Origin of the sequence: Nitrosovibrio sp. Nv4 (assembly GCF_900215485.1) — a bacterium.
GTDB lineage: Bacteria > Pseudomonadota > Gammaproteobacteria > Burkholderiales > Nitrosomonadaceae > Nitrosospira.
On the sequence record NZ_OCMZ01000001.1, the window covers coordinates 701275 to 726797 of the forward strand.

Below are 25523 nucleotides of genomic sequence, written 5' to 3' on the forward strand. Positions count from 1 at the left end.
GTTTGATCGCCTCATCCACCAGCCGCGCCCACCCGGCGCGGCGCAACAGTAAACTCCTCCCCTCACTGGGCATCCTCCTGGTGACGGGAGGAATTCTTTTGCTCCTCTGGTTTGCCTGGCTCTGGTTCAACCCCGGTCCCGCCCCTTATCGCTACCAACTGGTGGAAGAAGGCAGCATCGACAAATTCAGCCAGCTGGGACTGGAAGCCTGGCCCGATCTCACCATCGCCCAATATGAAGTCTATGCCGAAGAGGTCGACCAGCCACTGGCGGTGACCCATATTGCCCGGCAGGGCAACAGCGCACCTGTGCGGCTCGACTGGGAAAACCGCACCAGCGAACTGCTCCTGACCACTGACAGCAAACTCAGTGAACTGACCGCCCTGGCGGGCGCCATCAACAAATATGCCGCCAAGGACGCACTCATCCTGGCCTGGTGGGACACCTCCCGCCAGATCAATCTCTTGGCCGGACGCGACACCTTGTTCACCCAGCGCGTGGGCGAGCCGCTGATCGTACCCGCCCACTGGCGCAACCGCATTGACGCCATCCAGAAATACGAACAGGCATTCTGGGATGCGACCGCCAGTGCGGACGAGCAGCGCCGATTCCAGCGCTTTGCCGACGCCCTCCTGGCCGAACCGCAAGCGGGTGCTGCCATCCTGCGCGAACTTGCCGCCGAAGCCGCTAAATCCGCCAAGTCTGACAAGGCCGATAAAGCCGGAGGCGATGCAACCACCGCGCGTGAAGCCTACATCGCCATCCACGTCACCGACCTCTACAAGCTGGGCATCATGCGCCCGGAGCAGTTCGACATGGCCTACAAGAACTTCCCCATGGAAGGCAACATGCACGGCATGATCGGCTACCTCAAGAACTGGATGCTGGAAAACGAGTTCAAGACCTACACCCTGCAATCGTTGTCCGACAAACTGGTGCGCGGCTACTTCCTGCGCGATGTCAAAAGCCTCAACACGCTGATCGCCCAGATGCTGCCCTTCACCGAATCCCAGCCGCTTGACCTGACCGCCGTGCAACTCATCTACCAGCAGGGCGGCTACTGGGTCTACAAGATCCCACCCGCAAGCAGCGAATCCCCGTCTCCCGCCGGCGGCTGAATGTTCCCTAGCGTCCCCTAAGCATCCCCTGACCGTTCCCCGGTCGTCCCTGTGCGGTACCAGTGGTACCAGAAAGAGTCATGGTACTGGTGCTACCCGTTTATATAAACCGGAGATACAGTATGGGAATAACAGGTTTGCCGTAACATCACGTTTCAATACAAAAGGGTTGGCTATAAATCACGTTTCCGTAAGCAGTTTGCACCAGTTTGTTGTAATATCACAACGCCTGCCGCGGATATAACGGATCCAGCGGACATCGCGGATAACCAACGGATATACTTGCCCGAAAGAAAAAGGAGAAACCATGAGCTATCGCATGACACTAGCCCTAGCCGCAGCAGCCATGTTTGCGGTTATATCCGGGAGCGCGAGCGCCCAGTCGTTTGAAGGCCGCAAGAAATGCAGTTCCTGTCACAAGAGCCAGGCGCAATCATGGGGTGATACGGCGCACGCCAAGGCCATGGAATCGTTAAAGCCCAACACCAAGGCCGAGGCCAAGAAGAAGGCCAAGCTCGATCCCGCCAAGGACTACACCAAGGACAAGGATTGCGTCGGCTGCCATGTTGACGGCTGGGGCAAGGAAGGCGGCTACACGCTTGATGACCCGAGCAAATTCACCACCGGCGTGGGCTGCGAATCCTGCCACGGTCCCGGTTCCAAGTATCGCGGCATTCACCGCAAGGCAGGAGCCGCCTTCGAGAAATCGAAGAAGACCGCCCCGCGCCAGACCCTGGCCGACGCCGGACAGGACTTCGCCTTTGAAGAGAGCTGCAATGCCTGCCACCTGAACTACGAAGGCAGCCCATGGAAGGGTGCGAAGAAGCCCTACACGCCTTTCACCCCGGCGGTGGACAAGAAATACACCTTCGACTTTGACAAATACGTGAAGGACACCAAGGCCATGCACGAGCACTACAAGCTGGACGGCACCTTCACGGGGGATCCGAAGTTCAAGTATCATGACGAGTTCCAGTCCAAGGCGAAGGTTGGCGAGAAAGGCTCGGAAGACTAATGGGCATAAAGGCAGGCGGCACCCTGCTCACGGGTGCAATACTTGGGATCGTCATGGTGGCGGTGGTATTCGGCGGCGAGGCCGCCGTCTCCACCACCGAATTCTGCACGAGCTGTCATTCCATGACCTATCCGGCGGAGGAGCTGAGAAGCTCCTCGCACTATGGCGCCCTGGGGGCAAACCCGGGCTGCAAGGATTGCCACATCCCGCAGGGCTTCAAGAACTTCCACCTGGCGGTGGCGACCCATGTGGTGGATGGGGCGCGTGAGTTGTACATGGAGTTTGCCGAGGACTATTCCACAGTAGAGAAATTCAACGAGCGCAGGCTGATCATGGCGCACGATGCGCGCATGAACCTGAAGAAATGGGATAGCCGCACCTGCCGCGAATGCCACAGGAATCCGCAGCCGCCGGGGTCCGATGCCAAGGCGGCGCACAAGAAGATGGAGACCGAAGGCGCTACCTGCATCGACTGCCATCAGAACCTGGTGCACAAGGAAGCCCCCGAAACCGACCTCAACGAGAGCATCAAGCAGGGCAAGCTGGTCCTCAAAACCGCATCGAAGGATGAGGATGAGGAGGATGAAGAAGATGAGGAAGAGGAGTGATCCTGATCTTCACGGTTTTTAGAACTCATTAGCGGACTCCCTGTTTATTTTATCCAAGCCGCTGTTCTCCGCACTTACGCGAGGAGCAGCGGCTTTGATTACATAAGGGAAGCGCGAAAGTTTATTTGGGGATCACTGGAACTGTCACTTTTTCGTTCGCTCTACCGTTGCGTGACCGCCAAGTACGTGTTTAGTAATTAAACAACTCAAATAAACGACTCAAATAAACCGATTCTAATAAACGGTCCAAAGACGAATTCATATCCTTGACTGGATCAGTTGCGAAATCAAGGTATCCGAGCCAGAAACGAATGCTGCGTAATTTCCCCAGCCCAAACACTACCTACTCCCACCGAATACGCGACTATTTCATCGCGGCGCTTACATTCGTGTGCGTGGGTATCAGCTTGAACATGGATGCCAGCGGCAGCTTGGAGCAGCAAAATTTCATGGGGCTTATTGCCTGGACATTTTTGTCAGCATTACTATGGGGGGAGAACAAGGAAGTACGGATGCAAGTCATCATTGCGGTAGCTTTTGCCACTCTCGGTGAGCATTTCGCATCCATCTATATGGAGGGGTATACCTATCGATTCGGCAACGTGCCCGCTTATGTCCCGCCCGGCCATGGTATGGTTTATCTGACAGCCGTCGCGCTGGCCCGCTCCGGTCTCTTTTTGACACATGCACGCAAGATAGCGACCCTGGTTGTCGTAACATGCGGCGCCTGGTCAATTTGGGGAGTCAGCGGATATCCGGCGCAAGGTGATCAGGTTGGCGCACTACTGTTTTGCGTTTTTCTGGTCTACCTCTTCAAGGGCCGCTCCCCAATGGTTTATCTCGCTGCTTTTTTCATCACGACGTGGCTGGAGTTAATCGGCACAGCCGCGGGAACATGGAAGTGGGCGGCAATAGAACCTGTCCTGGGGCTGTCCCAGGGAAATCCGCCCAGCGGTGTTGCCGCCTGGTATTGTCTGGTCGACGCGGTGGCCATCGGCGCAGCTCCTGCTATATTAAACGGCCTGAAAAAGTGCACCGAAGGGTTTAAGGCGGAGAAACCCAAAAATGTTCATCAGGGTGCGCGAAACGAATAGTTGAATTTTTTTAATTACCGCAAGTCTAATTTTTTATTTTGATGAAATTACCGCTGCAATCTCCTATTTACTCCTTTTTTCTTTACCGTCCAAACGCCTCCATCGTCAGCAACTGGCATTTCTATGAATTGCCTTACCTGGACTTTCCCAACAGCTTTTGTTGGATGGCTACGAAGTAATGGATATCTCGTTCGCCCAACTCAATCTATCGCCTGAAATTCTGCGCGCCATAGCAGACCAGGGCTACACTGAACCTACCCCAATTCAGACTCAGGCAATTCCGCTTATACTTGAAGGCAAGGACATCATGGGCGGCGCACAGACCGGCACCGGCAAGACGGCAGGCTTTACGCTGCCAATGCTGAGCCGCTTGCAACCCGGTGCCAATACCAGCGCTTCTCCCGCCAAGCACCCAACTCGCGCATTAATTCTGGCCCCTACGCGCGAATTGGCGGTACAGGTCTATGAAAGCGTAAAAACCTATGGCAAATATCTATCCCTCAGATGCGCTGTTGTTTATGGAGGAATGGATATGGCGCCGCAGACCAGGGATTTGCGCGCGGGGGTAGAAATTCTCGTCGCCACGCCAGGACGTCTGCTCGATCACATCCAGCAAAAAACCGTAAACCTGTCGAAGATCGAAATCCTTATACTGGATGAAGCCGATCGTATGCTGGACATGGGTTTTCTTCCCGATATCAAACGCATTCTCGCCCTGCTACCGCAGCAACGGCAAAGCCTGATGTTTTCAGCGACCTTCTCCGAAGAGATCAAGAAACTTGCAAACAAGCTCTTGCGAGACCCTGTGTTGATCGAAGTGGCGAGGCGCAATTCCATTGCCGAACTGATAACCCACGTAGTCCATCCGGTATCGCGGGATCGTAAACGCGAACTGCTGACGCACCTCATCAAATCGCAGGATCTGCAACAGGTTCTGGTTTTTGTCCGTACCAAGCATGGGGCCAGTCGTTTGGCGCAGCAGTTAGAACGGGATGGGATCACTGCGACCGCCATTCATGGCGACAAGAGCCAGCCCCAGCGCACCCAGGCACTGGCGGAATTCAAACAAGGAATCGTTCGGGTATTGGTGGCAACCGATGTTGCCGCCCGGGGACTGGATATAGAAGATCTCCCCCATGTGGTCAACTTCGAATTACCCACCACACCCGAGGACTACATTCATCGAATCGGCCGCACCGGCCGCGCTGGTACCAAAGGCGATGCGATTTCATTGGTAGGCGAGGATGAGAACGAATTGCTCAAAGGAATCGAACAGCTCCTGAAATTCAAGCTTAACTCCGTAATAGTTGCCGGATTCGAACCAGGATCCCAGAAACATGCAATTGAATCCGAAGGTGCACGGGAAAGGCGACCCACCCGTAATAAATCCCTTCAGCCAGAACATAAGAAATCGCCCGAATCACGCGTCAAACGACCCGATGATTCTCATTCCGCCACATACCAAAAAGGCGCGAACGGTTTCAAAGGCACCAAAACCGGGAAGGAGCATACGCGCGCACACGGGAAAAGCTCCAAGACCCCGGAGGATCCGTTGTTTAGCCAGCCCTATACCCCCGGCACACCTTCTGCCGAGAGCTCCGAAAACGAGTCAGCACAGGCCAGAGCTAATCATTCCCGCCACCGCCATCCGGCCAAACCATTGGCTGCACTCTTCATGCCGCGGTCCCCGGCAAAGCCAAAGCAGGATAGCTGAGTGCAGCGGTACTGTTCCTCGATTCCTCAACCCGTATCAGTACTCTGATGCATGACATGGAGCGCTTGACATGGGAAAGCGCCTGACGAAGATATATACCCGTACCGGCGACGACGGAACTACCGGGTTGGGTGACGGCACACGAACCACCAAGGAGAGTTTACGTGTCGAGGCTATCGGCGTCGTGGACGAACTGAACAGCTTTATTGGTGTTTTGCTTGCGGAAAATCCTGAGGAGGAAGTGCGCACCAAACTGGAAGATATCCAGCATGACCTGTTCGATCTGGGCGGGGATCTGAGTATTCCCGGCCGCGCCAGCATGAGCGAAGCACAAGTCAGCCGTTTGGAAAAGCAACTTGATGACTACAACATCTCACTGGCTGCGCTAAAGGAATTCATACTCCCCGGCGGAACCCGCGCGGCTTCTCTGTGCCACGTCGCGCGCGCAACCTGCCGGCGTGCCGAACGGTGTTTGGTAAGGCTTTACCGAGCTGAACCGGCAATGCCGTCCCACATCGAGTACCTCAACCGCTTGTCCGACTTCTTATTCGTATTGTGCCGCATCCTGAACCATCAGCAGGGCGTAGAAGACGTGATGTGGCGACCTGGAAAAAATCGTCACCCGGCATAGGATTCACCGTTCCTGTTTTGCATACCTGATTAATTCGCGTTATTCCTTCCGTCGAAAGCTGTCGACCACCATCAACATCGCCCCGAGAAAAATTGCGGAATCCGCCACGTTAAAAGCCGGCCAGTGATAGCCGCCCGCATGGAAATCCAGAAAATCGACCACATGCCCCATGGTTATTCGATCCCACAGATTACCAAGCGCCCCGCCAAGTATCAGGCTTAACGCAATACAGAACAACCTGTCGGCAGCGTGTTTACGCAGCAGATAAACGATCAGTACTGAAGCGCCCGCAGCAATCAAGCTGAAAAACCAGCGCTGCCATCCGCTGGCGTCGCTCAGAAAGCTAAAGGCAGCACCTGCGTTATAGGCCAGCACCAGATTGAAAAAATTTGTCAGCGGGATCTGTTCGCCATTGAATAACTCGGCTTCCACCCAGCGCTTGCTGACCAGGTCCAGCACCAGGACTACCAGCGCCACAACCAGACTAAACTGCAGCTTCATCGTATCCTGCGCGCCATCGTATGAGGTCCCCTAGTACCCTGGCGTGAGCTTCCTTCTTATTAAGCATATCGCCGCGCTTCACCCGCACCGTACAGATTGGCGATGCATCGGCCGCATATCGTTGGATGATCGGCATCCGTTCCCACCTCCTTGCGATAATGCCAGCAGCGTTCGCATTTTGAATAAGTACTTGGAACGACGGAAATTTCTTCCTTCGCGGACTCCGCTGCCCGCCTCACACGCGCGGCCGATGTAACGGTTATCAGCCGAAGATCGTCACCCAACGAATCGAGCAGTAAAAAATTCTCTCCGCTAGCCTGAATTTCGACCTCAGCAGCAAGCGACGAACCGATCTTTCCCTGGCTGCGCGAATCTTCCAGCCGCCTTTGGACTTGCGAGCGCAATTCGCGAATCCTTGTCCAGCGTTGCATCAATGCTTCCTTATCCGCTTGCGGAGGAAATTCGTGCCATGTGTGCAGCAACACGCTATCCTGGGTATCTCCTGTCAGATGCTCCCATACCTCTTCAGCGGTAAAGCTGAGGATGGGTGCAAACAAGCGCACCAGGCTATGTGCGATGTGATACAGCGCATTTTGCGCCGAACGGCGCGGGATACCTTTGGCGGCAGCGGTATAGAGGCGGTCCTTGAGAACGTCCAGATAGAAACCGCCCAAATCTTCGGAACAGAAATTATGCAGCTGGTGAACGATGACATGAAAATCGTAGCGCCGGTAATTCTCCGCCAAATCGTCCTGCAGTTTCCGCGTGAACGCCAGCATATAGCGGTCAATCTCCAGCCATTCCTCCAGCGCCACGGCATCCCTCGCGGGATCGAAATCAGCCAGATTGGCGAGCAAAAAACGCAGTGTATTACGTATGCGCCGGTAGCTTTCCACCACTCGTTTCAGGATTTCATCGGAAATCGACAACTCTCCTGAATAGTCCGTAGACGCCACCCATAGCCGCAGAATATCGGCCCCGGATGTGTCCATCACCTTCTGCGGCGCAATGACATTACCCTTGGATTTGCTCATCTTGTGGCCGGTGCCATCCACCACGAAACCATGTGTGAGCAATGCCTTGTAAGGCGCGCGGCCGTCAATCGCGCAGCCAGTCAGCAGGGAGGACTGGAACCATCCACGGTGCTGGTCGGAACCCTCCAGATAAAGGTCAGCCGGATACCTGAGCTGAACATCCTGTTTAAGCACTGTGTCATGGGTTGTGCCCGAATCGAACCACACGTCGAGCGTGTCCTTGAGTTTTACATATTCTGGCGCTTCATCCCCTAGCAGTTCTGCCGGATCGAGACCAAACCATGCCTCGATCCCCTCTTGTTCCACGCGCTGCGCCACCTGCTCCAATAACTCATCGGTACGGGGATGCAGCTCATGGGTTTCCTTATTCACGAAAAGCGCCATCGGCACACCCCAGTTGCGCTGACGCGAAACGCACCAGTCAGGCCGGTTTTTCACCATCGCCTCCAGCCGGGCCTTACCCCAGGATGGGAAAAACGCGGTTGCCTCTACCGCGGTTGTCGCGGCTTCCCGCAAGGTCTCACCCACGCCATCCTGATTTACGCTCCTGATTTTCTTATCCATGGAAATAAACCACTGAGGCGTCGCGCGGAAGATGATCGGTGTCCTGTGACGCCAGCAATGCGGATAACTGTGCTGGAGTTTTTCCGCCTTCAACAAGAGGCCGTTCTTCTCCAGTTCCTGAATCACCACATCATTGGCTTTCCAGACAGAGAGGCCACCGACAAGCGGCACGTGATCGAAAAATCGGCCATCGCCGCCAACCGGGTTTTCCACCGGCAAACCATACTTCAGACCCACAACATAGTCATCCACGCCATGCGCAGGGGCGGTGTGCACAGCCCCTGTTCCTGCGTCCATGGTGACGTGGTCTCCCAGAATAATGGGTACTTGCCGCGGATAGAATGGATGCTCCAGCAGAACATTTTCCAGTGCGCTCCCGCTGCACTGGCCCAAAGGGCTAGCGTCAGCCTTGTCAATACCGTAGCGATCCAGCGCGCTATCCATCAGAGCATCAGCGAGAAGCAAGCATTCGCTCCCCAAGTCGACCGCAACGTAGTTCTCGTTGGGGTTCAGGCTCACCGCCTGATTGGCAGGCAGAGTCCATGGCGTTGTTGTCCAGATGACTACATACACCGGTTTGGCGGACACATCAGCCGGGATGAAACCATCCGCTGGCTTTAAAACTTTCCTCCATAACGCATCGGAATCGACCACCTTGAACTTCACATCTATCGCAGATGAAGTCTTGTCTTCATATTCCACTTCCGCTTCCGCCAGTGCAGAGCCGCAGTCTATGCACCAGTTGACAGGCTTTTGTCCCTGGTAGAGATAGCCGCTTGCATGGATCTTTCCAAGCGCGCGAATGATTCCCGCCTCGGTCTTGTAATTCATGGTGAGATAAGGATTGTCCCAATCGCCCAGTACGCCAAGCCGAATGAAATCGGCTTTTTGCCGCACTACCTGTTGATAAGCAAACGCGCGGCACAGCTCCCGCACTTTGTCACCCGGCAGGTTTTTACCGTGTTTTTTTTCAATCTGATGCTCAATCGGCAATCCATGGCAATCCCAGCCCGGTACATAAGGCGCATCGAAGCCGGCGAGTGTCTTCGACTTGATGATAATGTCCTTGAGAATCTTGTTGACTGCATGGCCAATGTGTATATCACCGTTGGCATACGGAGGGCCATCGTGCAGCACGAATTTGGGACGGCCTTTGCAAACCTCGCGGATTTTCTGATAGAGATTCTTTTCCTGCCAGGCTTTGAGCATGACGGGTTCGCGCCTGGCGAGATCGCCGCGCATGGGGAAAGGCGTATCAGGCAGATTGAGCGTTTTTTTATAGTCAGTCATGGAATATTGAAAAAATAACGAACGTCAGTTCGATTTGTGCAGAAGGCTATTTTCCGTAGGAGAGGACATGGACGATAACGACGAAAAATAACGCTTTGCATCTTCCACGTCCCGTCCAATCTGCGTTATGAGCGTTTCAAGATCGGGATATTTTTCCTCATCCCGCAATTTACGCAGAAAATGCACGCGCAAGTGCTGGCCGTATATCTCACGGTCGAAGTCGAACAGGTAGACTTCCAGCACGGGGTTGCCATCCTCATGCACGGTGGGGCGCACGCCCAGGCTGGCGACGCCCTGCAAAGCACTCACCGTATCCGTTGCCGATAGTTCCGTGGCCCCATGAGTTACTATCCCGACTTCTACCGCAAAGATTCCCGACAGGGGAGCCCGGTTGTGTTTCAATTGAATATTGGCTGTTGGGAAACCGATCTTCTTACCCAGCTTGTCGCCGCTCACCACACGTCCGCTGATACTGTAGGGCCGCCCCAGCAAACGTTTGACAAAATCCAGATCACCCGCCGCCAGAGCCTTCCGCACCGCCGTGCTTGAAACCCGCACGCCGTCTACGATATAACCCGGCATTTCTTCCACCTCGAAACCGCACTGCGCGGAAAATGCCTTCAGCATGGCAAAATCCCCGGCGCGGCGCGCCCCAAAGCGGAAATCGTCCCCTACCAGAATCCAGCGGACAGCAAGCCCTTGCTGGAGGATATGGACAATGAAATCTTCCGCGCTGATTCTGGCGAAATCGAAATTGAAACGGCATACCTGCACCCGGTCCACCCCCGCCGCCGCCAGCAATTCCAGCTTCTCCCGCAGGCTGGTGAGCCGCGTGGGCGCCTTATCCGGTGCGAAAAACTCGCGCGGATGAGGCTCGAAAATCATGACACAAGTGGCAAGACCGAACCGATTGGCAGCTTCTTTCAAACGGGTGAGCATCGCCTGATGACCCAAGTGGACCCCGTCGAAATTGCCTATGGTGAGGGCAACGGGAGCTTCAGCCTGAACAGGAATGCCATGGGAAATACGCATGCGTATAACTGCTAAAATGCTGAATTGTAGCTTGTTTCGCCCGAACGGGTCTAGAACGGTAACATTTTAAATCTGCTCCCCCACGGTTTTGTAGGATGGGTGGAGTGAAACGCAACCCATCATCCCGTTTTTCGCACTAACGAGCCTATAGATTGGTCACGCTTACAGCCTGCGGCAGATGCCTTGCGCTAATTGTTCTTGTGTTCCAATGAGTTTTGCGCTGTGCTAGAATTGCGCACTCCAAAAAGCCAGAGGTGGGTCAAGTGATTCTCCTCCTGCGAGGCAGTATGCAATAGCTTCAGAAGGCCAAGTAGCTCAGTCGGTAGAGCAGAGGACTGAAAATCCTTGTGTCGGTGGTTCGATTCCGCCCTTGGCCACCATTTAATCAGTTACTTAAGCCATGTAACGGGCAAGTAAGCTTTCATACTTGTGTAATTGAGACCAAAAGCCACTACTTAATCTTCTGATAGCGATCTTCAAGCTTATCTATTGCAGCATTGATATGCCCCGTTCTGGGGCTCATAGCGTTCCACCATAATCAGTGTTTTGTGCCCCAAAGTTTTTTCACTAGGTAAATCACCCCCGTCTGAACCAAGTGGCTGATCGCCGTGTGCGGCGAAGGGTGTGACGCACAACCTTATTTTGCCCCAGTTCAGCAGCAGAAACTATGCGACGGAACGGCTTGCGGAATCAACGATAGGATGTTCCTTTCTGCCAGTTAGCCATACAACCTTCAAGAAATTCCACTAGTTGCCGAGCAAGGCTCTTTTGCAAAAAAGGACAAACCAGAATTATGCGTTTGGTCTAGTTGATCTAATTGAATAATGCACTACGATATCAAGTTGACTTTCAATGAGCCGGATTTCTCCTGTGAGACCTTGGCCCCATTTCCAAATGTCCAGTTGTCTTTTCTTAAACATCCGCATGTGCGAAACCTTTGAGGGTGGCATAGGCTGTTTTCATCGATTTAAAACCCGGCACTCAGGGTTTCTGCTCCCGTATATTCCCTTGATTTTCGCAATCACCATGCCATCGCGTTACGTCAGTTGTAACTATCTTTTCTAATACGGCACACCATTACGTCTGCTGCCCTATCAGCAAGTAATAAATGTTATCAATGCATAAGAAGGCAGCCTAAAATGAGGCTTCCAGCAATAGCTGGGGCTTAACTTAAATGGATGCATAGTTGGAAAATGCGATAATTTTTCCTTAGTTAAGGTTTTGCTTACCAACATAGTAACCTCACAACGCAACTGCTTTCCCGGTATAAGACCCTAGATTACAATCCTCATATCTCCCGGGAGAGGCGCACTCTTTTAAAGGCTATCGAACTTATAAAAATAAGGGGAAGGCGGTATGTTGGAAAATCTACTTGTTGGCATAGTAGGAAGTTTGGTCGCATCTTTGGTATTTCTTATTGCTCTGTTTTCGCTTCGGCCCAAGATCGTATTTTCGCCATACATCGCAAACCAGTCAAAAGCTGATGAGGCTATGTATGGATTCAAATTAATAAATAAAAGCCGTTTTCCGCTTACACATGTCGAGTTTCAGCTAACGTTAATAACACCGAAAGCAGTTCCGAACGGGGTAGTCTTAAGAAATAGGCTTATTCCCTTAACAAAAGGCAACGTTTTTGAAGTTGGTGGCTACTCGAGAAAGGATAAAGATGCTCATTATGCTATCAGAGTTGGAACGCCGGAAGATCTGTGTTCAGTTTGTGAATCTGAAGGCCAATATCTTTACTTCACAGTAGTTGCTCAACACTCCTTAAGTGGTTTTTCAGGCGTCTTCACAAAATACTATTATCCAAAGTCTGACATAAAAAGAGGTCATCACGAGTTTGGGTCGGGACTTGACGTACGATGATTTGATATTCCATAGGATGTACGAACAGGAAGAAAATTTGGCAAACATGAAGCCAGCGCTCTATCGGTCCCATTGTGGCAAAACACTTGAATTCCCATATTCCCACCCAAAAAACAACGAAACATCCCTTTGATTAGTACGGTAAATCGTTAAAACCCGTATGAATGGCCTTTTCAGCCATCGCCACGTCTTACGCTTTATTTAGCCATTAAGACATTGCTCTTTAAGGATTACTATTTTCAGATGAGATTTGTATAAGTCGCAGCGATCATCTGAATGAGTAGAATTCGCTTAATCCAGCCTCAGCACCAAGTCGGCGCGACTATAGAGCATCCTAACGTACTGTCAGATCATGTTTTTTTATTCCCTATTTATCAAAATTTATTAAAGAGGGAATGCACATGCCCAAAACCAGCGCCGGCATCCTCCCCTATCGCACACGAGTCGGTCAGCTTGAAGTATTGCTCGTTCATCCCGGAGGACCTTTCTGGGCCAACAAAGACCTCGGCTCATGGTCGATAGCAAAGGGTGAATACGAGGAAGGGGAAGAACCCTTTAAGGCCGCGTTGAGAGAGTTCTTTGAAGAAACAGGTTTCCAGCCAACCGGCCCGTTCTTGCCACTTACACAACGCAAGCTGGCTAGCGGGAAGCTCGTGGACGCATGGGCTACGGAAAGCGACTGGGACACGTCCCGGTTAGTCTCTAATACCTTCAGCATCGAGTGGCCGAAGGGCTCTGGGCGAGTTCGCGAGTTTCCGGAAGTTGATCGCGCTGAGTGGTTCGAGATATCCGAAGCTATCCGCCGTATTCGCCCGGCGCAAGTGGGCTTTATTGATGAACTGGTTGAAAAATTGATGTGCTAGCTTGCGATGTATCAGCACCCGCCAGAGCTGATACTGCTCACAGTGTTAAATCATTCACCGCGTCAAATCATTCATGGCAGGCGTCCAAATCCTGCTTAGCAATCTTCCCTTACCTCTTTTTTCCGCCAATCGCACTCAATAGTAAAACGACTCACTGCTCCGCTGTTTGGTCTATTGAGCCCGCTCATCCAACGCTTCCGAAAAGACCGGCCACCTAAGATCAGGTCAGCGAAACATCGAATACCGGTTAAATTTGCCCGTATTTCTCCGTATAGAAGCGCGAGCGGCGCGTATATCCTTGGCTAGCTCAGCAGTATTACAGGCTTCAGGCAGTGAAACTCCCCGCTGGCTTTCCCTCCACTCATCCAAGGATATGCGCGCATGATCGAAACCAAATTCAGCATCGGCTTCTCCACCAATCTGGTCAACGGCCTCAACCCCAACTGGAAGCCCCAGGCCGGCGTATTGGATATTCTTTATCCCGCCGAACAGCAGGCAATGGCTTTAAGGCCGGTCGAGCCGATAGCGCAGCGTAGCGTCTGGTCGCATCCCATCATCACTTTGCATGAAACCGCGCTGGATCTGCTGGATGAATTGATTCCCTATCAGATTATCAACCCTTCCAGCGATATTGACGCCCCATCATTCGGCGCAGGCGCTTTGCTGGCCGGTGCCGTGGGCAGCCGGCCATCGTTGGAGATGCTGTCCAACACCATAGGTGTCGACTTGGCCCGGACGGACTTACGCTATGCGCTGGTTAAACTGGAGAGAGTGGACGGCGCCGATAATCACGCCTCGGAAGTTGGTGGCATCCTGGTGCACGCGCGGCCAAGGCAGCCTGATCCGGAATATGGCCTGAGTGCGGCATTCACCTCGACTTCGACCAGATTGCGCCACGCAGGCCGCAGCCGGCTTCAGGATTATGGCGATCAGTTGAATAAGGAAGATGCCAACAAGGTGCTGGATTCTTTCCGCGAATTCGGCACGCACTATGTTTCTGCCGTGGAACTGGGCGACACCATCTTGCAGGTATTTGCCTATCTGCCGGAACAGTTTGCCACGCTCAAACTGGCATACGCGGATGGTAGCAATCCGCTGTCCGGTCCTGGATCACAAGATTTCGCGCAATTTACTACCGATCGGGCTACGGGCATCTTCGGCTATGTGGAGGAATATGGCGGCGTTATCTGCCTGAGCAATACTGCCGTTTTCAATTCGACTCTGCAAAACGGCGACTGGCGGGATACGCTGTGGTCGCACAAGAATAGCGTATTCTCGCTATTCAACGTCAATTCCCGGCTATCGCTTGCCAACCTTCAACAGGAATTCACCGAACAGACAGTGGTAGCCGTGCACCTTGCCAGCCTTGGCGTGATGATAGAGCAGAAGCGGGGACTGATCTGGCAGCGAATCTTCAAGGGCGCGATGGCGCAGAAATACCGCACCACGATCCAACCGAATTTTTCCGTTTACGATCAGCGTGATTTCGTCCGCATGCTGCCGCAGGATACTGCCGGAATCACCTCCTTTATTGCTAGCCCCACGGTCAACGTCTATAAGGCGCGGCTGGACCTCGCGGACATGCAGCTCGTTGCAGCCGAGGAAGTGCAGGATTTTATCCTGTTCACGAATGTGCTATCCGCCGGCGCCACCACGACCATCAATGTTCCCGGGAAAAAAGTGCGGCTGTTCGGCCAGGTGCTGGACATGCGCACACAAGGTCAGCCCAGATCGATCTGCCTGGCCGATGATGCCTTCGAGTCGTTGCAGTTGGGGTGCGATGAATTTCTCGGCGCGCTGGCCGTTCAGAACCGTTCCGGCTCGCGCTATAGCGTGATCGTGGACGGGCTCAGGTTTGACCTGGACGGAAGCGGATCAGCGGCTATGCCGTTCATCGCGGACGACGTGCGCACGGTACCGCCGGCGGATACGGTGCCCTTGCTGACAGACAGCTTGCAATTTTCGATGACATTCGCTGAAGCGGTGATCAGCGATCAATCTACCCTTGCAAATAGCGGCATTCAGCAGTTTGTGCGCAATTACCTGACGTGGCTGGCCGAAATGCTGCCAGCCGGCGGGAGCGAGGAATTGATCGCGCTGCGCGTACGCGCGATGGATCTGGCCAACTACGCGGTCAACCCGGAATATGGCAGTTTCGTCCCGATTCTGCCATATCGGGATTATGAGCAATATGTGCAAAGCATACTGAGCTATCTGGACAGGATACAGCTGCAGGTGGCACAGAACGAACAGCGCATGGCCAATCGGCGCCAGCAGGAACTGGTAATCAATGTGGCCAAGACTCTCAACCAGAACATCATCGCGTCGGGCGAACTGATCAGCGGAGTGATCGAAGCCAATGCCGCGCAGCAAAAAGACCTGGAAGGATTCTACGATTCGCTGATTGTTCAAGGCAAGGCGGAAGCGGAGCAGCAGCAGGCCAAGCTCAACAATTTGAACGCATCGCTGTTCGAAGCCCGAGGGGACGTGGATCTGGCTGCCCAGAAATACAAATCGGCCGTGCAGCAGTGGGAGACCATGGAAGCAATCAAGTTCGGACTGGAAGTGGCCACCAACCTGTTCAGCCTCGGCACCAGCATTGCCATTCCTGCTTCATCCATCTCCGCGGTCAAGGACCTTGGCCTTGCCGTGCAAAGAATCCAGAAGACCTTCAATGTCCTCAATGCGATGTCCAAGCTGTACACCGGAATCAGTACCGGCGCCAAAGGATTGGAAAACGCGCAGCGCGCGCTCGATGATCTGGACGGCGGGCAGTTTGGTAATCCCTCGACGCTATCCTGGGACGAGATGTCGATTCAGTTCAACCAGATCATGGCGTCCGGCCCGGATGTCAAGCCGGAAAAGGCAAGTCTGCAAGCGGCTTTTGCGACCATGGTGCTGCGCGGCAAAGCCGTGGCCGGCGCCGAATCCTCGCTGCACGCGCTTCAGCGAGATATTTATACCAACCAGAAGCAGAAAGAGATCAATAGCCGTCAGGCGGCGCGGCTGGAGGCGTTGCAGCAGAAGCTGCATCCCGCCAGAGTCGAGGATCTCGACCGGTCGGCCATCGATCTGGTGGCACTGACGGGCCACCTCACATTCATCCAGAACCAGATGCTCACGATCCTGGCCAAGGCGTTCCTGATGCAGGACCTGGCGCTGCAATACGCCAACCTCCAGCCGGGCACGCCGGTACTGGCCTTCAGTCTACTGAAATTCAGCGCCGCAGTGGTCCGGCAACAAGCCACTACGCTGGAAGCCAAATCCTTGCTGGCTCATTACCAGGCCAGCAGAACGAGGCCGATCGAATACGTTATCGAAGGCGTGAAGCCGGAGGAACTGACCGTAGGCAATGTTTTCCGCAGTACGATTTTTCTGGATGCGCCCGAGTTCTATCAGTACGTCAATGCCAGAATCATTTCTGTGGTTGCGGCAGTGGAAGGCGTCAAATCCACCGCCGGCGGCACCTATCTGCTGCGTCTTGCCTATAACGGCACCCCCTTTCACGACCGCAACCTGCACCGTGATCCGCTGGCGTTCCGCACTCCCTGGCGCGAGCGGATTTACAGCTACAACGCGCATGACAACTCGCCCAACTTCTCCGACGGCGGAGAGTCCTGGTCCGAAGGCGTCAGCCGGGTGACGCCTTTCTCGACTTGGGAAATCTCGCTACCGAACACGAGCACCAACAAGGGTTTGAGCTTCGAACGGGACAGTTTGACGATACGGCTGTCGTTCGTACTGGAAGCAAGAATTGCCGATCCGCTGAAGATCATGCAACAGCGGGCCGCCAAACGACTGCTCGCTTTCGCCCCACCGCGCCGGTTGCCGGAGCTTCTGGCAGCAAGCGACGTGCTTTTGGCCGCCGCGACCCACTTGCCGTCTACCGAGACGTTGCTGGCCCAGATGAACGCGCAGGGCAGTTGCACCAATGGCTGGGATGTCGTGTTCAACATGGATCTGAAAGGAATTAACAGCGCGCTGCTGGACCAATACGAAACCCTGAAAAAGGATACCGCCTACAAGAATCGTATTACCGTCAACACTTCGGAAAAATATCCTGGGGGTGTTACCGTCATCAATCGCTTCACAATCGACTATGGCTATCCCCTATTGAGTTTCAGCGTCAACAACAACAATTCAGCCACACTGAAAATGGAAATACTGAGTGGTTCGGTAGAGCGCTGTTCCCAGGTGGGTTCGTTGCCGGAACAATGCGATATGCCGCAGTCCATCAGCGGCGAAACACTGACGGCAGTGATTCAGCTCGCCAAGGTGGCGGGCACGGTCAAGATCGAGAACAGCAATCATAACGTCCTGAAAGTGCAACTGGACATGAAGGAAGGCGCATTCTCCATCAGCAACATCGATTTGAGCGATGCCACGAAGGTGGAATTCAACAAGGCGGTCAAAGAGTATTTCGTCAGCAACCCCGTCGTCTACCTGATCAACCAGCTTGACCTGACCGAGATTCCGACGCTGAATGCGCTCAGGCCCAGTGACTTCGTTTTCAAACCGCTGCAAACGCCAGCCAACAACGAGATGCTGCAACTCTTCATCATGACCGGGGGCCGTGCGGTGCTGAATTACTCGCAGGCGTTCCTGAACAATATTCCGGAACCCCTGCCGCAAGGCCAGAGCAACAGCATGATGGTGCGTTCCGAATTGATATTCAAGGAAGTTCTGCCGCAAAGCTTGAGAAACAACGGATGGGTCCTGCAGGGCGTGAATCCGGGCAGTGCAGCCAAGGCCTGGTCGGGCAAGTTCACTAGCGCCAGTGTCATTGGCACAGTGGATTTGAGCAAGCTCAACCATAGCTCATCCATCAGCAGCGGACACGGCGGGGGCTCATTCACTGAATACACTTATTCGATTCCCGGTGGCAAAGATGTGTCGTGGTCTCTGGTGGACACCACCATCACGGCTCAGGCGAACGGGCAAATGTATTACAGCGGTAGTCGTGGGCAGTCGCTGCAATACAATCAGCATTCCTGCACTACGGTCTACCCTTGCTTTTGGAGTTGCACCCGTTGCGGCGATTCTATGCTTGCGACCGACGTGACCGTCGAGGCGAGGGCATCACTGCCACTGAGCGTGGGCGGCGAGGGGCGTAACCAGACGATTCAAATCAAGACCGACAGCAAGGCCGTTGTCGTCAGCGGTCATTTGTCTGGAGGCGGGCCCAGCGGTTCAGACGACCTGGCGGCGCAAGTCAACCAGCAGATCCAGAGCCAGGTGCCGCAGCAGATCGTGCAAAAGCTGTCAATTCAGTTTGAGGCGGTTTCCGTGTTCGCATTGAAGAATCTGTTGTTCCCCGCGAATAATTACATCACGTTCAGCAGTTGCGCAGTGCCGGGCGACCTGATCCTGCTGGGCAATTTCAATTCAACAAAGTGATAGCGTAGCTGTCATACGTTATTGGGGAGCGTCCCAGGCGGACGCTCTTTTCTCTCTGGCGCCCTTGCCGGCGCATATCCGCACTTCCCTCATTTTTTTCTTCCAAGCAGAAACTCTTCTTGCTTATGGTATTCAAATGCTTGTAATACTATAATCAGCAAATTTTCCAATTCTTCACCGGACTCGCCGGTTACTACCTTGTCTTCAATGCAGTTATTTGCCTTTGGGATCAACCACCAGACCGCGCCGCTGGACGTGCGCGAGCAGGTGTCGTTTCCGGAAGATGCGATGGAGCATGCATTGCACGATCTCGTGGGTCATCGCCCGGTGAGGGAGGCGGCGATTGTTTCCACCTGCAATCGTACGGAAATTTATTGCAGTACCGAGAAGCCAGAGGAAGCGACCCACTGGCTGGCGGACTTTCATCACTTGCAGGCGCGGGAGCTGGATCCGTATCTCTACAGATTGCCGCGCGAACAAGCGGTGAAGCATGCCTTTCGTGTGGCCAGCGGACTGGATTCGATGGTACTGGGCGAGCCGCAGATACTCGGCCAGTTGAAGAGCGCGGTGAAGTCGGCCGAGCATGCCGGTACATTGGGCATGCTGCTCCACAAGCTGTTCCAGCGTACTTTCTTTGTCGCAAAAGAGGTTCGTAGCTCCACCGAGATCGGTGCGAATTCCGTTTCCATGGCTGCGGCCGCAGCGCGGCTCGCTGAGCGGATTTTTGGCGATATAGCCGAGCAGCGTGTGCTATTCATTGGCGCGGGCGAGATGATCGAATTATGCGCGAGTCATTTTGCCGCACGTCATCCGAAGCGCCTCACCGTGGCCAATCGCACTACTGAGCGTGCGCAGGTTCTGGCGCATCGTTTCAATGGGCAGGTCATTACGCTGAACGAGCTCCCTGAGCAGCTGGCGCTGCACGATATCGTGGTGACTTGTACCGCGAGCACGCTTCCCATACTCGGCAAAGGCATGCTGGAGCGCGCGATCAAGGCGCGGAAGCATCGGCCGATTTTCATGGTGGATCTGGCCGTGCCGCGCGATGTCGAGCCCGAAGTGGCTGAACTGGATGATGTGTTTCTCTATTCCGTGGACGATCTTGCCGATATCGTCAAGGAAGGGCTCGATTCACGCCAGGGCGCGGTAGCGCAGGCTGAGGCGATTATCGACACTAATGTGGTCAATTTCATGCACTGGCTGGAGTCGCGCCAGGTTGTTCCAACCATCCGGGCCCTGCGGGATCAGGCCGAACGGTATCGGCGCCACGAACTGGAGCGAGCGACGAAGCTTCTCGCCAAAGGGGAGGACCCGCAGAAAATCATCGAATCCTTGAGTAATAGTCTGACCAACAAGTTCCTGCATATACCCTCCTACGCGCTCAATCACGCCGCAACCGACGAGCGTGACGATTTGGTCGACCTGATCAGCCGCCTGTACCATCTCCACCGTCCGGAATGAATAAGAGCATAGCTGTCAAGCTCACGCAGCTTAGCGTGCGCCTGGAGGAGTTGAATCGTCTGTTGAGTAGCGAGAGCATTACCGCCAATCTCGACAACTATCGCAAGCTCACGCGCGAGCGTGCGGAGATTGCGCCGGTAGTCGAGCTTTACGATGCATACCTGCAAAGCGAGCGTGATATTCATACCGCGCAGGAGATGACCGGCGATGCCGAAATGCGCGAGTTTGCCGATGCCGAAATACGCGATGCCAAAGAGAAGCTCGTGCGATTCGGAGCAGAATTGCAGAAACAGTTGCTGCCGAAGGACCCCAACGATGAGCGTAATATTTTTCTGGAAATTCGCGCCGGAACAGGCGGAGACGAGTCGGCGCTGTTTGCCGGCGATCTGTTTCGCATGTATGCGCGTTTTGCCGAACGCCAACGCTGGCAGGTCGAGATAATTTCGCAAAGCCCCTCCGATGCGGGCGGTTATAAGGAAATCATTGCCAAGATCATCGGTAATGGCGCCTACTCCAAACTCAAGTTCGAATCGGGCGGCCATCGGGTTCAGCGTGTACCTGCCACGGAGACCCAGGGACGCATTCACACTTCCGCGTGTACTGTCGCCGTCATGCCTGAGGCAGACGAGGTTATGGACGTGGTGTTGAACCCCGCAGAGTTAAGGATCGATACTTACCGTGCTTCCGGCGCAGGCGGTCAGCATATCAACAAGACTGATTCCGCGGTGCGAGTGACTCACCTGCCGACCGGCATCGTGGTCGAGTGCCAGGATGGCCGTTCGCAGCACAAAAACAAGGCGCAGGCGATGAGTGTGCTGGCTGCACGAATCCGCGACAAGCAGACCCAGGAGCAGCAAAGCAAGCAGGCTGCTACACGCAAGTCCCTGATTGGCAGCGGCGACCGATCAGGTCGTATTCGTACCTATAATTTCCCCCAGGGGCGAATAACCGATCATCGTATCAATCTTACGCTTTACAAGATCGAGCAGATCATGGACGGAGATTTGACTGAACTTTGTTCTGCGCTCATGTCCGAACATCAGGCGGAGCAGTTGAAAGCAATGGGGGTGTAGATAGCGGATTGTCTGGGCTCTACTCATTGTTTGTGCTCTGCTTCCGGGTCCCCGCTGTTTCTCCCTTGCCTCGTTCAGCAGTGTTATAGCCGGGGTTCGCGGCTGAATCCGTAATATGAAATTCAATCCCTCCATGCAGCAGATCACGATACGGGAAGCGCTGCTTCAAGCAGGCCGTGACATTGGCGATATCGAGGCGCGAATGCTGTTGCAGCACGTGCTAAACGTGAGCCACGTCCACCTTATTGTTCAATGCGAACAGGTGCTTACCGCCGATCAGGCGCGATCCTTTCAGCTGTTGACAGGACGGCGTGCTCATGGCGAGCCTGTCGCCTATCTCACGGACCACCGCGAGTTTTACAGCCTCGATTTTACAGTCACCCCCGCAGTACTCATTCCCCGGCCTGAAACGGAATTGCTGGTGGATCTTGCGCTGGCGCAAATTCCGGCGAACTTTTCCTGCAAAATTCTTGATCTTGGAACCGGCAGCGGCGCTATCGCGCTGTGCATAGCAAAACACCGTCCGCTGGCGGACGTCACCGCTGTCGATTTTTCCGCCGATGCCGTAGTGATTGCAAGAACGAATGCGAAGCAGTTGAATGTGGGCAACGTGTGCATTCTGGAAGCCGACTGGTTCAATGGACTCGCCGGTGAGAAATTCAACCTCATCGTGTCCAATCCCCCCTATGTCGCGGCTGGCGACTCTCACCTCGCTCAAGGCGATTTGCGCTTCGAACCACGCATGGCGCTGACGGCAGGAGGCGAAGGTCTTGACTGCCTTCGATCAATCATCGCTTCCGCTCCGGCTCACCTGGTCGCGGGAGGCGTGCTGTTGCTTGAACATGGTTACGACCAGGCGGAAATTTGCAGGCAATTGCTGGGTGAAGCCGGGTTCGGAGACGTATTTTCTCATCCAGATCTGGCGGGCATCATGCGGGTCAGCGGTGGAAGCCTGATTGTTTCCTGAAAGAAGCTGTTAAAATGAAAATTGACCAGCGGAATCAAATCCCTTGAAAAGGGTCTGACTTTCCCATAAGCTGATTTGCAGTTTATTCAATTTCAAGAGAAAAAGGAGCAGACATGAATACCCAGGAAACCATCAAGCAACAGGTAACCACCCATCCCGTGGTGCTCTACATGAAAGGCACGCCGGGAGCCCCTCAATGCGGTTTTTCCGCCCATGCGGTAAAGGTTCTCAACGCCTGCGGGGTGGATGATATTTTCGCGGTGGATGTGCTTGCCGAACCTGAAATCCGGCAGGGCATCAAGGAATACTCAAACTGGCCGACCATTCCGCAACTCTATGTCAACGGTGAGTTTGTCGGAGGTTCGGATATCGTCAGCGAAATGTACCAGAGCGGTGAACTGCAGAAATTACTCAAGAAATAATTCAGGTTAAGCGCTCGGGGTGATGTGTGCTGACTTGCAGCATACAAGTGCGCCGATTCATGTAAGCCGAACCCCGATCGCGTGCCTCGGATGCCCAATTCAGGGGGCAATTGAGGCGTTGAACTGCTGCTGCGTTCAGGAACTGCAATAAGGGATATAAGGGATATGCAAAATCTCGCCTGGACTGAGCTTTATTCAGCGGTTTCGTAAGAGATGGCGGCAGTCTTGGTTTACACGCTCATCGCCGCCGCGATTGCCCAGTACCGCACGAACTTTCCGATAGCCATGAACAGCATCGCCAATATCCAGTTTATTCGGAGCCATCCCGCAGCGACGCACAACAGATCACCGACTATCGGCACCCATGCCAGCAACAGGACGAGGCTACCGTGACTGCGCACCCACTCCAGGCCTCGCATGTTGCCCCCGGATTGTTTCAGAAGTGCTTTTTCATCGGGTAAGAAGAGTCCGATAGCATACGAACTCATGCCGCCCATGGTGTTGCCCAATGAGGCAAACCCCAGAGCAGGCCAGAAAAGCTGAGGGTAAGCTGTCAAAACACCAAATAGTACGGCCTCCGATCCGCCAGGCAACAGCGTGGCAGAGAGGAAACTGGTGGTGAATAGCGCCAGTAAACTAGATTGCTCATCCATAGACTTTTCTGAAAAATAAACCCGCAGTTTTGCCCGTCGTTCGGAAGAACCTCAGAGCAAGTTCCGCGCGGGCGCGAAGACAGCTTTGACGGATGGGATGCCCAACCAGCAAGACAGACGCGAACTGGGTAAGCGCACAAGGCGGAACAAAGCGATCCGGAGGAAAGTGCGACCAGCGCCGGGGATGCCGTGTTCACGCTGCTGGCGCCTGGTGAATCATCTCATTTTATCAGCTCAGCTGGCAAACGGGCGCGCCCAGAGGGCTTGTTCCCGGGTTCCGCAATGTGCTACGGATGGCAATCTGGCCGGTATCTTTACGACCCGATGTTTGGACGATACCGGTCGGGCTAATCCAAAATTTGACTTAAAGGCCTTATTTCGGCGATGATATGTTGGCCGATTACCCATCTCTGTTCAAGAGGAAAAACTATGACAACTGACGTAACATTCAAACAAAAGATCGATTCCATCATTAGTGCCAGACATCTGCTCAAGCATCCTTTTTATGTGGCCTGGACGGAAGGCAAGCTCACCAAGGAACAATTACGGGGGTATGCGGAACAATATTTTCATAATGTGCTGGCCGAGCCTACCTACCTGAGCGCGGTACATTTCAATACTCCGCATTTTCACACTGAATCCAATAGCGGCGACATCAGCGTACGGCAGGAAGTGCTGAAAAATCTGATCAGCGAAGAGCATGGGGAAAAAAACCATCCTGCCTTGTGGAAGAATTTCGCTCTGGCCCTGGGTTCCAGCGACAACGATCTGGCCAGCGCGAATGCCCTGCCGGGAACCGCCAGACTGGTGGCAACATTCCGGGACATCTGCCTGAACCAGCCGTTTTATGCCGGTCTCGCGGCGATGCATGCCTTTGAGTCCCAGGTGCCGTCCATCGCTTCCGTAAAAATCGATGGGCTGGAGAGGTATTATGGAATGAGCGACCCGGCGAGTTACGAGTTCTTTACCGTACACCAGGAAGCCGACATACATCACTCCCAAGCGGAGTGGACATTGATCGAGCGCTTTGCCGATACCCCGGAGAAACAGGCTGAGGTGGCGGCAGCAACTACCCGGGCATGTGATGCGCTATGGGGTTTTCTTGATGGCGTCTATGAGAATTATTGTTCGGATTTTGTCTGCGAAGACGAAGTAGTTACTCTGCATTAACAATCGCATTCTGGTGAGCAGACGATGTACCCATGTATGTCGCTTGTTCACCAGACGATTTTTCCGCGTTATCTCCTTGGTTTGCCGAGGGGGAAAGCCCTCCTCGGTAAATCCTATTCCAGCGGGATGATTCCATCCAGCGTAGCGAAACACGTATTCCTCGCGGTTGTCAGAAAGTCGCGCAGATAGGGACGGGAAGCCGTCTCGGTAAGTGTTGACGCATACAGATCGCTCCATAATCCATGTGTGCTGATGCGGCGGGCGATCACATAGTCGTGATCGACGTAGTTTTTGAGACCCCAACTGGGTAGTGCCGCGACACCGCGCCGGCTGGCTACCAATTGCAGAATAGCCACGGTCAGCTCCGCCGTGCGTCGCTCGGGGTGGATGTCGGCGGGTTTCAACACGTTTAGAATCAGGTCAATGCGGTCTTCCGGCACAGGATAGGTAATAAGGGTTTCATTGGCGAAGTCGGCCGCATGCAATATCCGTTTTCTGCGAAGGGGGTGCTCCGGGGCCAGCACTGCGAGAATCTCGAACCGAAATAGCGGATGGTTGACTATGCCGCGCCGCCGCTTGTGTTCCGACCCGATCACTACATCTGCTCCACCTTCCTCCAGCAGTTTGACAGGATCGCTGTGGAATCCGGAAACGAGATCCAGTTCCACGTCCGGCCAATGCTGACGGAATGCATCCATGAGCGGCATCAGCCAATCGAAACAGGTGTGGCATTCCAGCGCTATGCGCAAACTGCCTGTTGCCTGTTGCGACATCTTTGCAAGACCCCGCTCGGTTGCCTGAATTTCTTCCAGTACTTTCCCTGCCAGCGCAACCAGATGTTTCCCTGCATCGGTCAGCTCAACGGCTTGTCCCCGGCGTTGTATTATCGACAGCCCATAATGGCTCTGCAGCGCCTTGATCTGATGTGACAAGGCAGATTGCGTAAGATGTACCCGCTTGGCGGCGCGTGAAACGCTGCCTGTTTCGTGCAGCGCTGCGAGTGTACGGAGATGCCGCAATTCAAGAATGGATACGAGTGACATAGTCATG

At 54.1% G+C, this 25523-nt stretch carries 19 protein-coding genes and 1 tRNA gene; 15 read left to right on the top strand and 5 right to left on the bottom strand.

The window, feature by feature from the left end:
- Positions 1-2: 2 nt before the first annotated feature.
- From haoB to CRO05_RS03185, 6 genes are all read left to right on the top strand, one after another.
- On the top strand, positions 3-1118 hold the full coding sequence (gene haoB / locus CRO05_RS03160) for a hydroxylamine oxidation protein HaoB (protein WP_097065776.1): 1116 nt from the start codon (positions 3-5) through the stop codon (positions 1116-1118).
- Between the two features lie 307 nt (positions 1119-1425).
- The gene (gene cycA / locus CRO05_RS03165) at positions 1426-2133 is read left to right on the top strand and encodes a cytochrome c-550 CycA (protein ID WP_097065777.1); all 708 of its coding nucleotides are present in this window, start codon (positions 1426-1428) and stop codon (positions 2131-2133) included.
- Complete coding sequence (locus CRO05_RS03170) at positions 2133-2741, top strand: NapC/NirT family cytochrome c (protein ID WP_097065778.1); 609 nt, start codon at positions 2133-2135, stop codon at positions 2739-2741. The genes cycA and CRO05_RS03170 overlap by 1 nt, the downstream gene beginning before the upstream one ends.
- 311 nt (positions 2742-3052) lie before the next feature.
- A complete protein-coding gene (locus CRO05_RS03175) occupies positions 3053-3835 on the top strand; it encodes a hypothetical protein (RefSeq protein WP_097065779.1) in 783 nt (260 codons plus the stop codon).
- A gap of 178 nt (positions 3836-4013) precedes the next feature.
- Positions 4014-5549: a DEAD/DEAH box helicase gene (locus CRO05_RS03180; RefSeq protein WP_235001266.1), complete on the top strand. Its 1536-nt coding sequence runs from the start codon at positions 4014-4016 to the stop codon at positions 5547-5549.
- 70 nt (positions 5550-5619) lie between these two features.
- Complete coding sequence (locus CRO05_RS03185) at positions 5620-6180, top strand: cob(I)yrinic acid a,c-diamide adenosyltransferase (RefSeq protein WP_097065780.1); 561 nt, start codon at positions 5620-5622, stop codon at positions 6178-6180.
- A gap of 39 nt (positions 6181-6219) precedes the next feature.
- On the opposite strand, the gene lspA is transcribed toward CRO05_RS03185, so the two are convergent.
- The 3 genes from lspA to CRO05_RS03200 are packed head-to-tail and all read right to left on the bottom strand — an operon-like array spanning position 6220 to position 10601.
- A complete protein-coding gene (gene lspA, locus CRO05_RS03190) occupies positions 6220-6681 on the bottom strand; it encodes a signal peptidase II (protein ID WP_097065781.1) in 462 nt (153 codons plus the stop codon).
- Positions 6682-6740: 59 nt separating this feature from the next.
- On the bottom strand, positions 6741-9569 hold the full coding sequence (ileS, locus tag CRO05_RS03195) for an isoleucine--tRNA ligase (protein WP_097065782.1): 2829 nt from the start codon (positions 9567-9569) through the stop codon (positions 6741-6743).
- A 24-nt stretch (positions 9570-9593) separates the two neighbouring features.
- Positions 9594-10601: a bifunctional riboflavin kinase/FAD synthetase gene (locus CRO05_RS03200; RefSeq protein WP_097065783.1), complete on the bottom strand. Its 1008-nt coding sequence runs from the start codon at positions 10599-10601 to the stop codon at positions 9594-9596.
- Between the two features lie 304 nt (positions 10602-10905).
- On the opposite strand from CRO05_RS03200, the gene CRO05_RS03205 reads away from it, so the two are divergent.
- The 8 genes from CRO05_RS03205 to grxD all read left to right on the top strand — a co-directional run bounded on the left by CRO05_RS03205 (position 10906) and on the right by grxD (position 22650).
- Positions 10906-10981: transfer RNA gene (locus CRO05_RS03205), tRNA-Phe, on the top strand.
- Positions 10982-11957: 976 nt separating this feature from the next.
- Positions 11958-12467 carry a hypothetical protein gene (locus tag CRO05_RS03210; RefSeq protein ID WP_097065784.1) on the top strand — a complete coding sequence of 170 codons (510 nt, stop codon included), beginning with the start codon at positions 11958-11960 and terminating at the stop codon, positions 12465-12467.
- 401 nt (positions 12468-12868) lie between these two features.
- Positions 12869-13330, top strand: coding sequence for an NUDIX domain-containing protein (locus CRO05_RS03215; RefSeq protein ID WP_097065785.1), 462 nt, complete (start codon positions 12869-12871; stop codon positions 13328-13330).
- A gap of 381 nt (positions 13331-13711) precedes the next feature.
- A complete protein-coding gene (locus CRO05_RS03220) occupies positions 13712-18727 on the top strand; it encodes a hypothetical protein (protein WP_097065786.1) in 5016 nt (1671 codons plus the stop codon).
- A 207-nt stretch (positions 18728-18934) separates the two neighbouring features.
- Positions 18935-20188 carry a glutamyl-tRNA reductase gene (gene hemA / locus CRO05_RS03225; RefSeq protein ID WP_090880944.1) on the top strand — a complete coding sequence of 418 codons (1254 nt, stop codon included), beginning with the start codon at positions 18935-18937 and terminating at the stop codon, positions 20186-20188.
- Positions 20185-21261, top strand: coding sequence for a peptide chain release factor 1 (gene prfA, locus CRO05_RS03230; protein WP_090880941.1), 1077 nt, complete (start codon positions 20185-20187; stop codon positions 21259-21261). Before hemA ends, prfA begins: the two co-directional genes overlap by 4 nt.
- 115 nt (positions 21262-21376) lie before the next feature.
- On the top strand, positions 21377-22228 hold the full coding sequence (gene prmC, locus CRO05_RS03235; protein ID WP_235001267.1) for a peptide chain release factor N(5)-glutamine methyltransferase: 852 nt from the start codon (positions 21377-21379) through the stop codon (positions 22226-22228).
- A gap of 113 nt (positions 22229-22341) precedes the next feature.
- A complete protein-coding gene (gene grxD, locus CRO05_RS03240) occupies positions 22342-22650 on the top strand; it encodes a Grx4 family monothiol glutaredoxin (protein WP_090880938.1) in 309 nt (102 codons plus the stop codon).
- A 230-nt stretch (positions 22651-22880) separates the two neighbouring features.
- On the opposite strand, the gene CRO05_RS03245 is transcribed toward grxD, so the two are convergent.
- Positions 22881-23303, bottom strand: a complete 423-nt coding sequence (locus CRO05_RS03245; protein ID WP_097065787.1) for a YqaA family protein — start codon at positions 23301-23303, stop codon at positions 22881-22883.
- A gap of 429 nt (positions 23304-23732) precedes the next feature.
- Between CRO05_RS03245 and CRO05_RS03250 the strand changes: the two genes are divergently transcribed.
- Positions 23733-24473 (top strand): CADD family putative folate metabolism protein, encoded by a 741-nt coding sequence (locus CRO05_RS03250; RefSeq protein WP_097065788.1) that lies wholly within the window; start codon positions 23733-23735, stop codon positions 24471-24473.
- A gap of 113 nt (positions 24474-24586) precedes the next feature.
- Here the strand turns inward: CRO05_RS03250 and CRO05_RS03255 are convergent, their stop codons facing one another.
- Complete coding sequence (locus tag CRO05_RS03255) at positions 24587-25522, bottom strand: LysR family transcriptional regulator (protein WP_235001268.1); 936 nt, start codon at positions 25520-25522, stop codon at positions 24587-24589.
- Position 25523: the final 1 nt, after the last annotated feature.

What these genes read in the sequence shown, in the direction of transcription:
- hemA (WP_090880944.1), top strand. Translation starts at nt 18,935, where the DNA reads ATGCAGTTATTTGCCTTTGGGATCAACCACCAGACCGCGCCGCTGGAC.
- CRO05_RS03245 (WP_097065787.1), bottom strand. Translation starts at nt 23,303, where the DNA reads ATGGATGAGCAATCTAGTTTACTGGCGCTATTCACCACCAGTTTCCTC.
- CRO05_RS03210 (WP_097065784.1), top strand. Translation starts at nt 11,958, where the DNA reads ATGTTGGAAAATCTACTTGTTGGCATAGTAGGAAGTTTGGTCGCATCT.
- grxD (WP_090880938.1), top strand. Translation starts at nt 22,342, where the DNA reads ATGAATACCCAGGAAACCATCAAGCAACAGGTAACCACCCATCCCGTG.
- CRO05_RS03215 (WP_097065785.1), top strand. Translation starts at nt 12,869, where the DNA reads ATGCCCAAAACCAGCGCCGGCATCCTCCCCTATCGCACACGAGTCGGT.
- prmC (WP_235001267.1), top strand. Translation starts at nt 21,377, where the DNA reads ATGAAATTCAATCCCTCCATGCAGCAGATCACGATACGGGAAGCGCTG.
- CRO05_RS03255 (WP_235001268.1), bottom strand. Translation starts at nt 25,522, where the DNA reads ATGACTATGTCACTCGTATCCATTCTTGAATTGCGGCATCTCCGTACA.
- prfA (WP_090880941.1), top strand. Translation starts at nt 20,185, where the DNA reads ATGAATAAGAGCATAGCTGTCAAGCTCACGCAGCTTAGCGTGCGCCTG.
- CRO05_RS03250 (WP_097065788.1), top strand. Translation starts at nt 23,733, where the DNA reads ATGACAACTGACGTAACATTCAAACAAAAGATCGATTCCATCATTAGT.
- CRO05_RS03200 (WP_097065783.1), bottom strand. Translation starts at nt 10,601, where the DNA reads ATGCGTATTTCCCATGGCATTCCTGTTCAGGCTGAAGCTCCCGTTGCC.
- CRO05_RS03170 (WP_097065778.1), top strand. Translation starts at nt 2,133, where the DNA reads ATGGGCATAAAGGCAGGCGGCACCCTGCTCACGGGTGCAATACTTGGG.
- ileS (WP_097065782.1), bottom strand. Translation starts at nt 9,569, where the DNA reads ATGACTGACTATAAAAAAACGCTCAATCTGCCTGATACGCCTTTCCCC.
- lspA (WP_097065781.1), bottom strand. Translation starts at nt 6,681, where the DNA reads ATGAAGCTGCAGTTTAGTCTGGTTGTGGCGCTGGTAGTCCTGGTGCTG.
- CRO05_RS03180 (WP_235001266.1), top strand. Translation starts at nt 4,014, where the DNA reads ATGGATATCTCGTTCGCCCAACTCAATCTATCGCCTGAAATTCTGCGC.
- CRO05_RS03175 (WP_097065779.1), top strand. Translation starts at nt 3,053, where the DNA reads ATGCTGCGTAATTTCCCCAGCCCAAACACTACCTACTCCCACCGAATA.
- cycA (WP_097065777.1), top strand. Translation starts at nt 1,426, where the DNA reads ATGAGCTATCGCATGACACTAGCCCTAGCCGCAGCAGCCATGTTTGCG.
- CRO05_RS03220 (WP_097065786.1), top strand. Translation starts at nt 13,712, where the DNA reads ATGATCGAAACCAAATTCAGCATCGGCTTCTCCACCAATCTGGTCAAC.
- CRO05_RS03185 (WP_097065780.1), top strand. Translation starts at nt 5,620, where the DNA reads ATGGGAAAGCGCCTGACGAAGATATATACCCGTACCGGCGACGACGGA.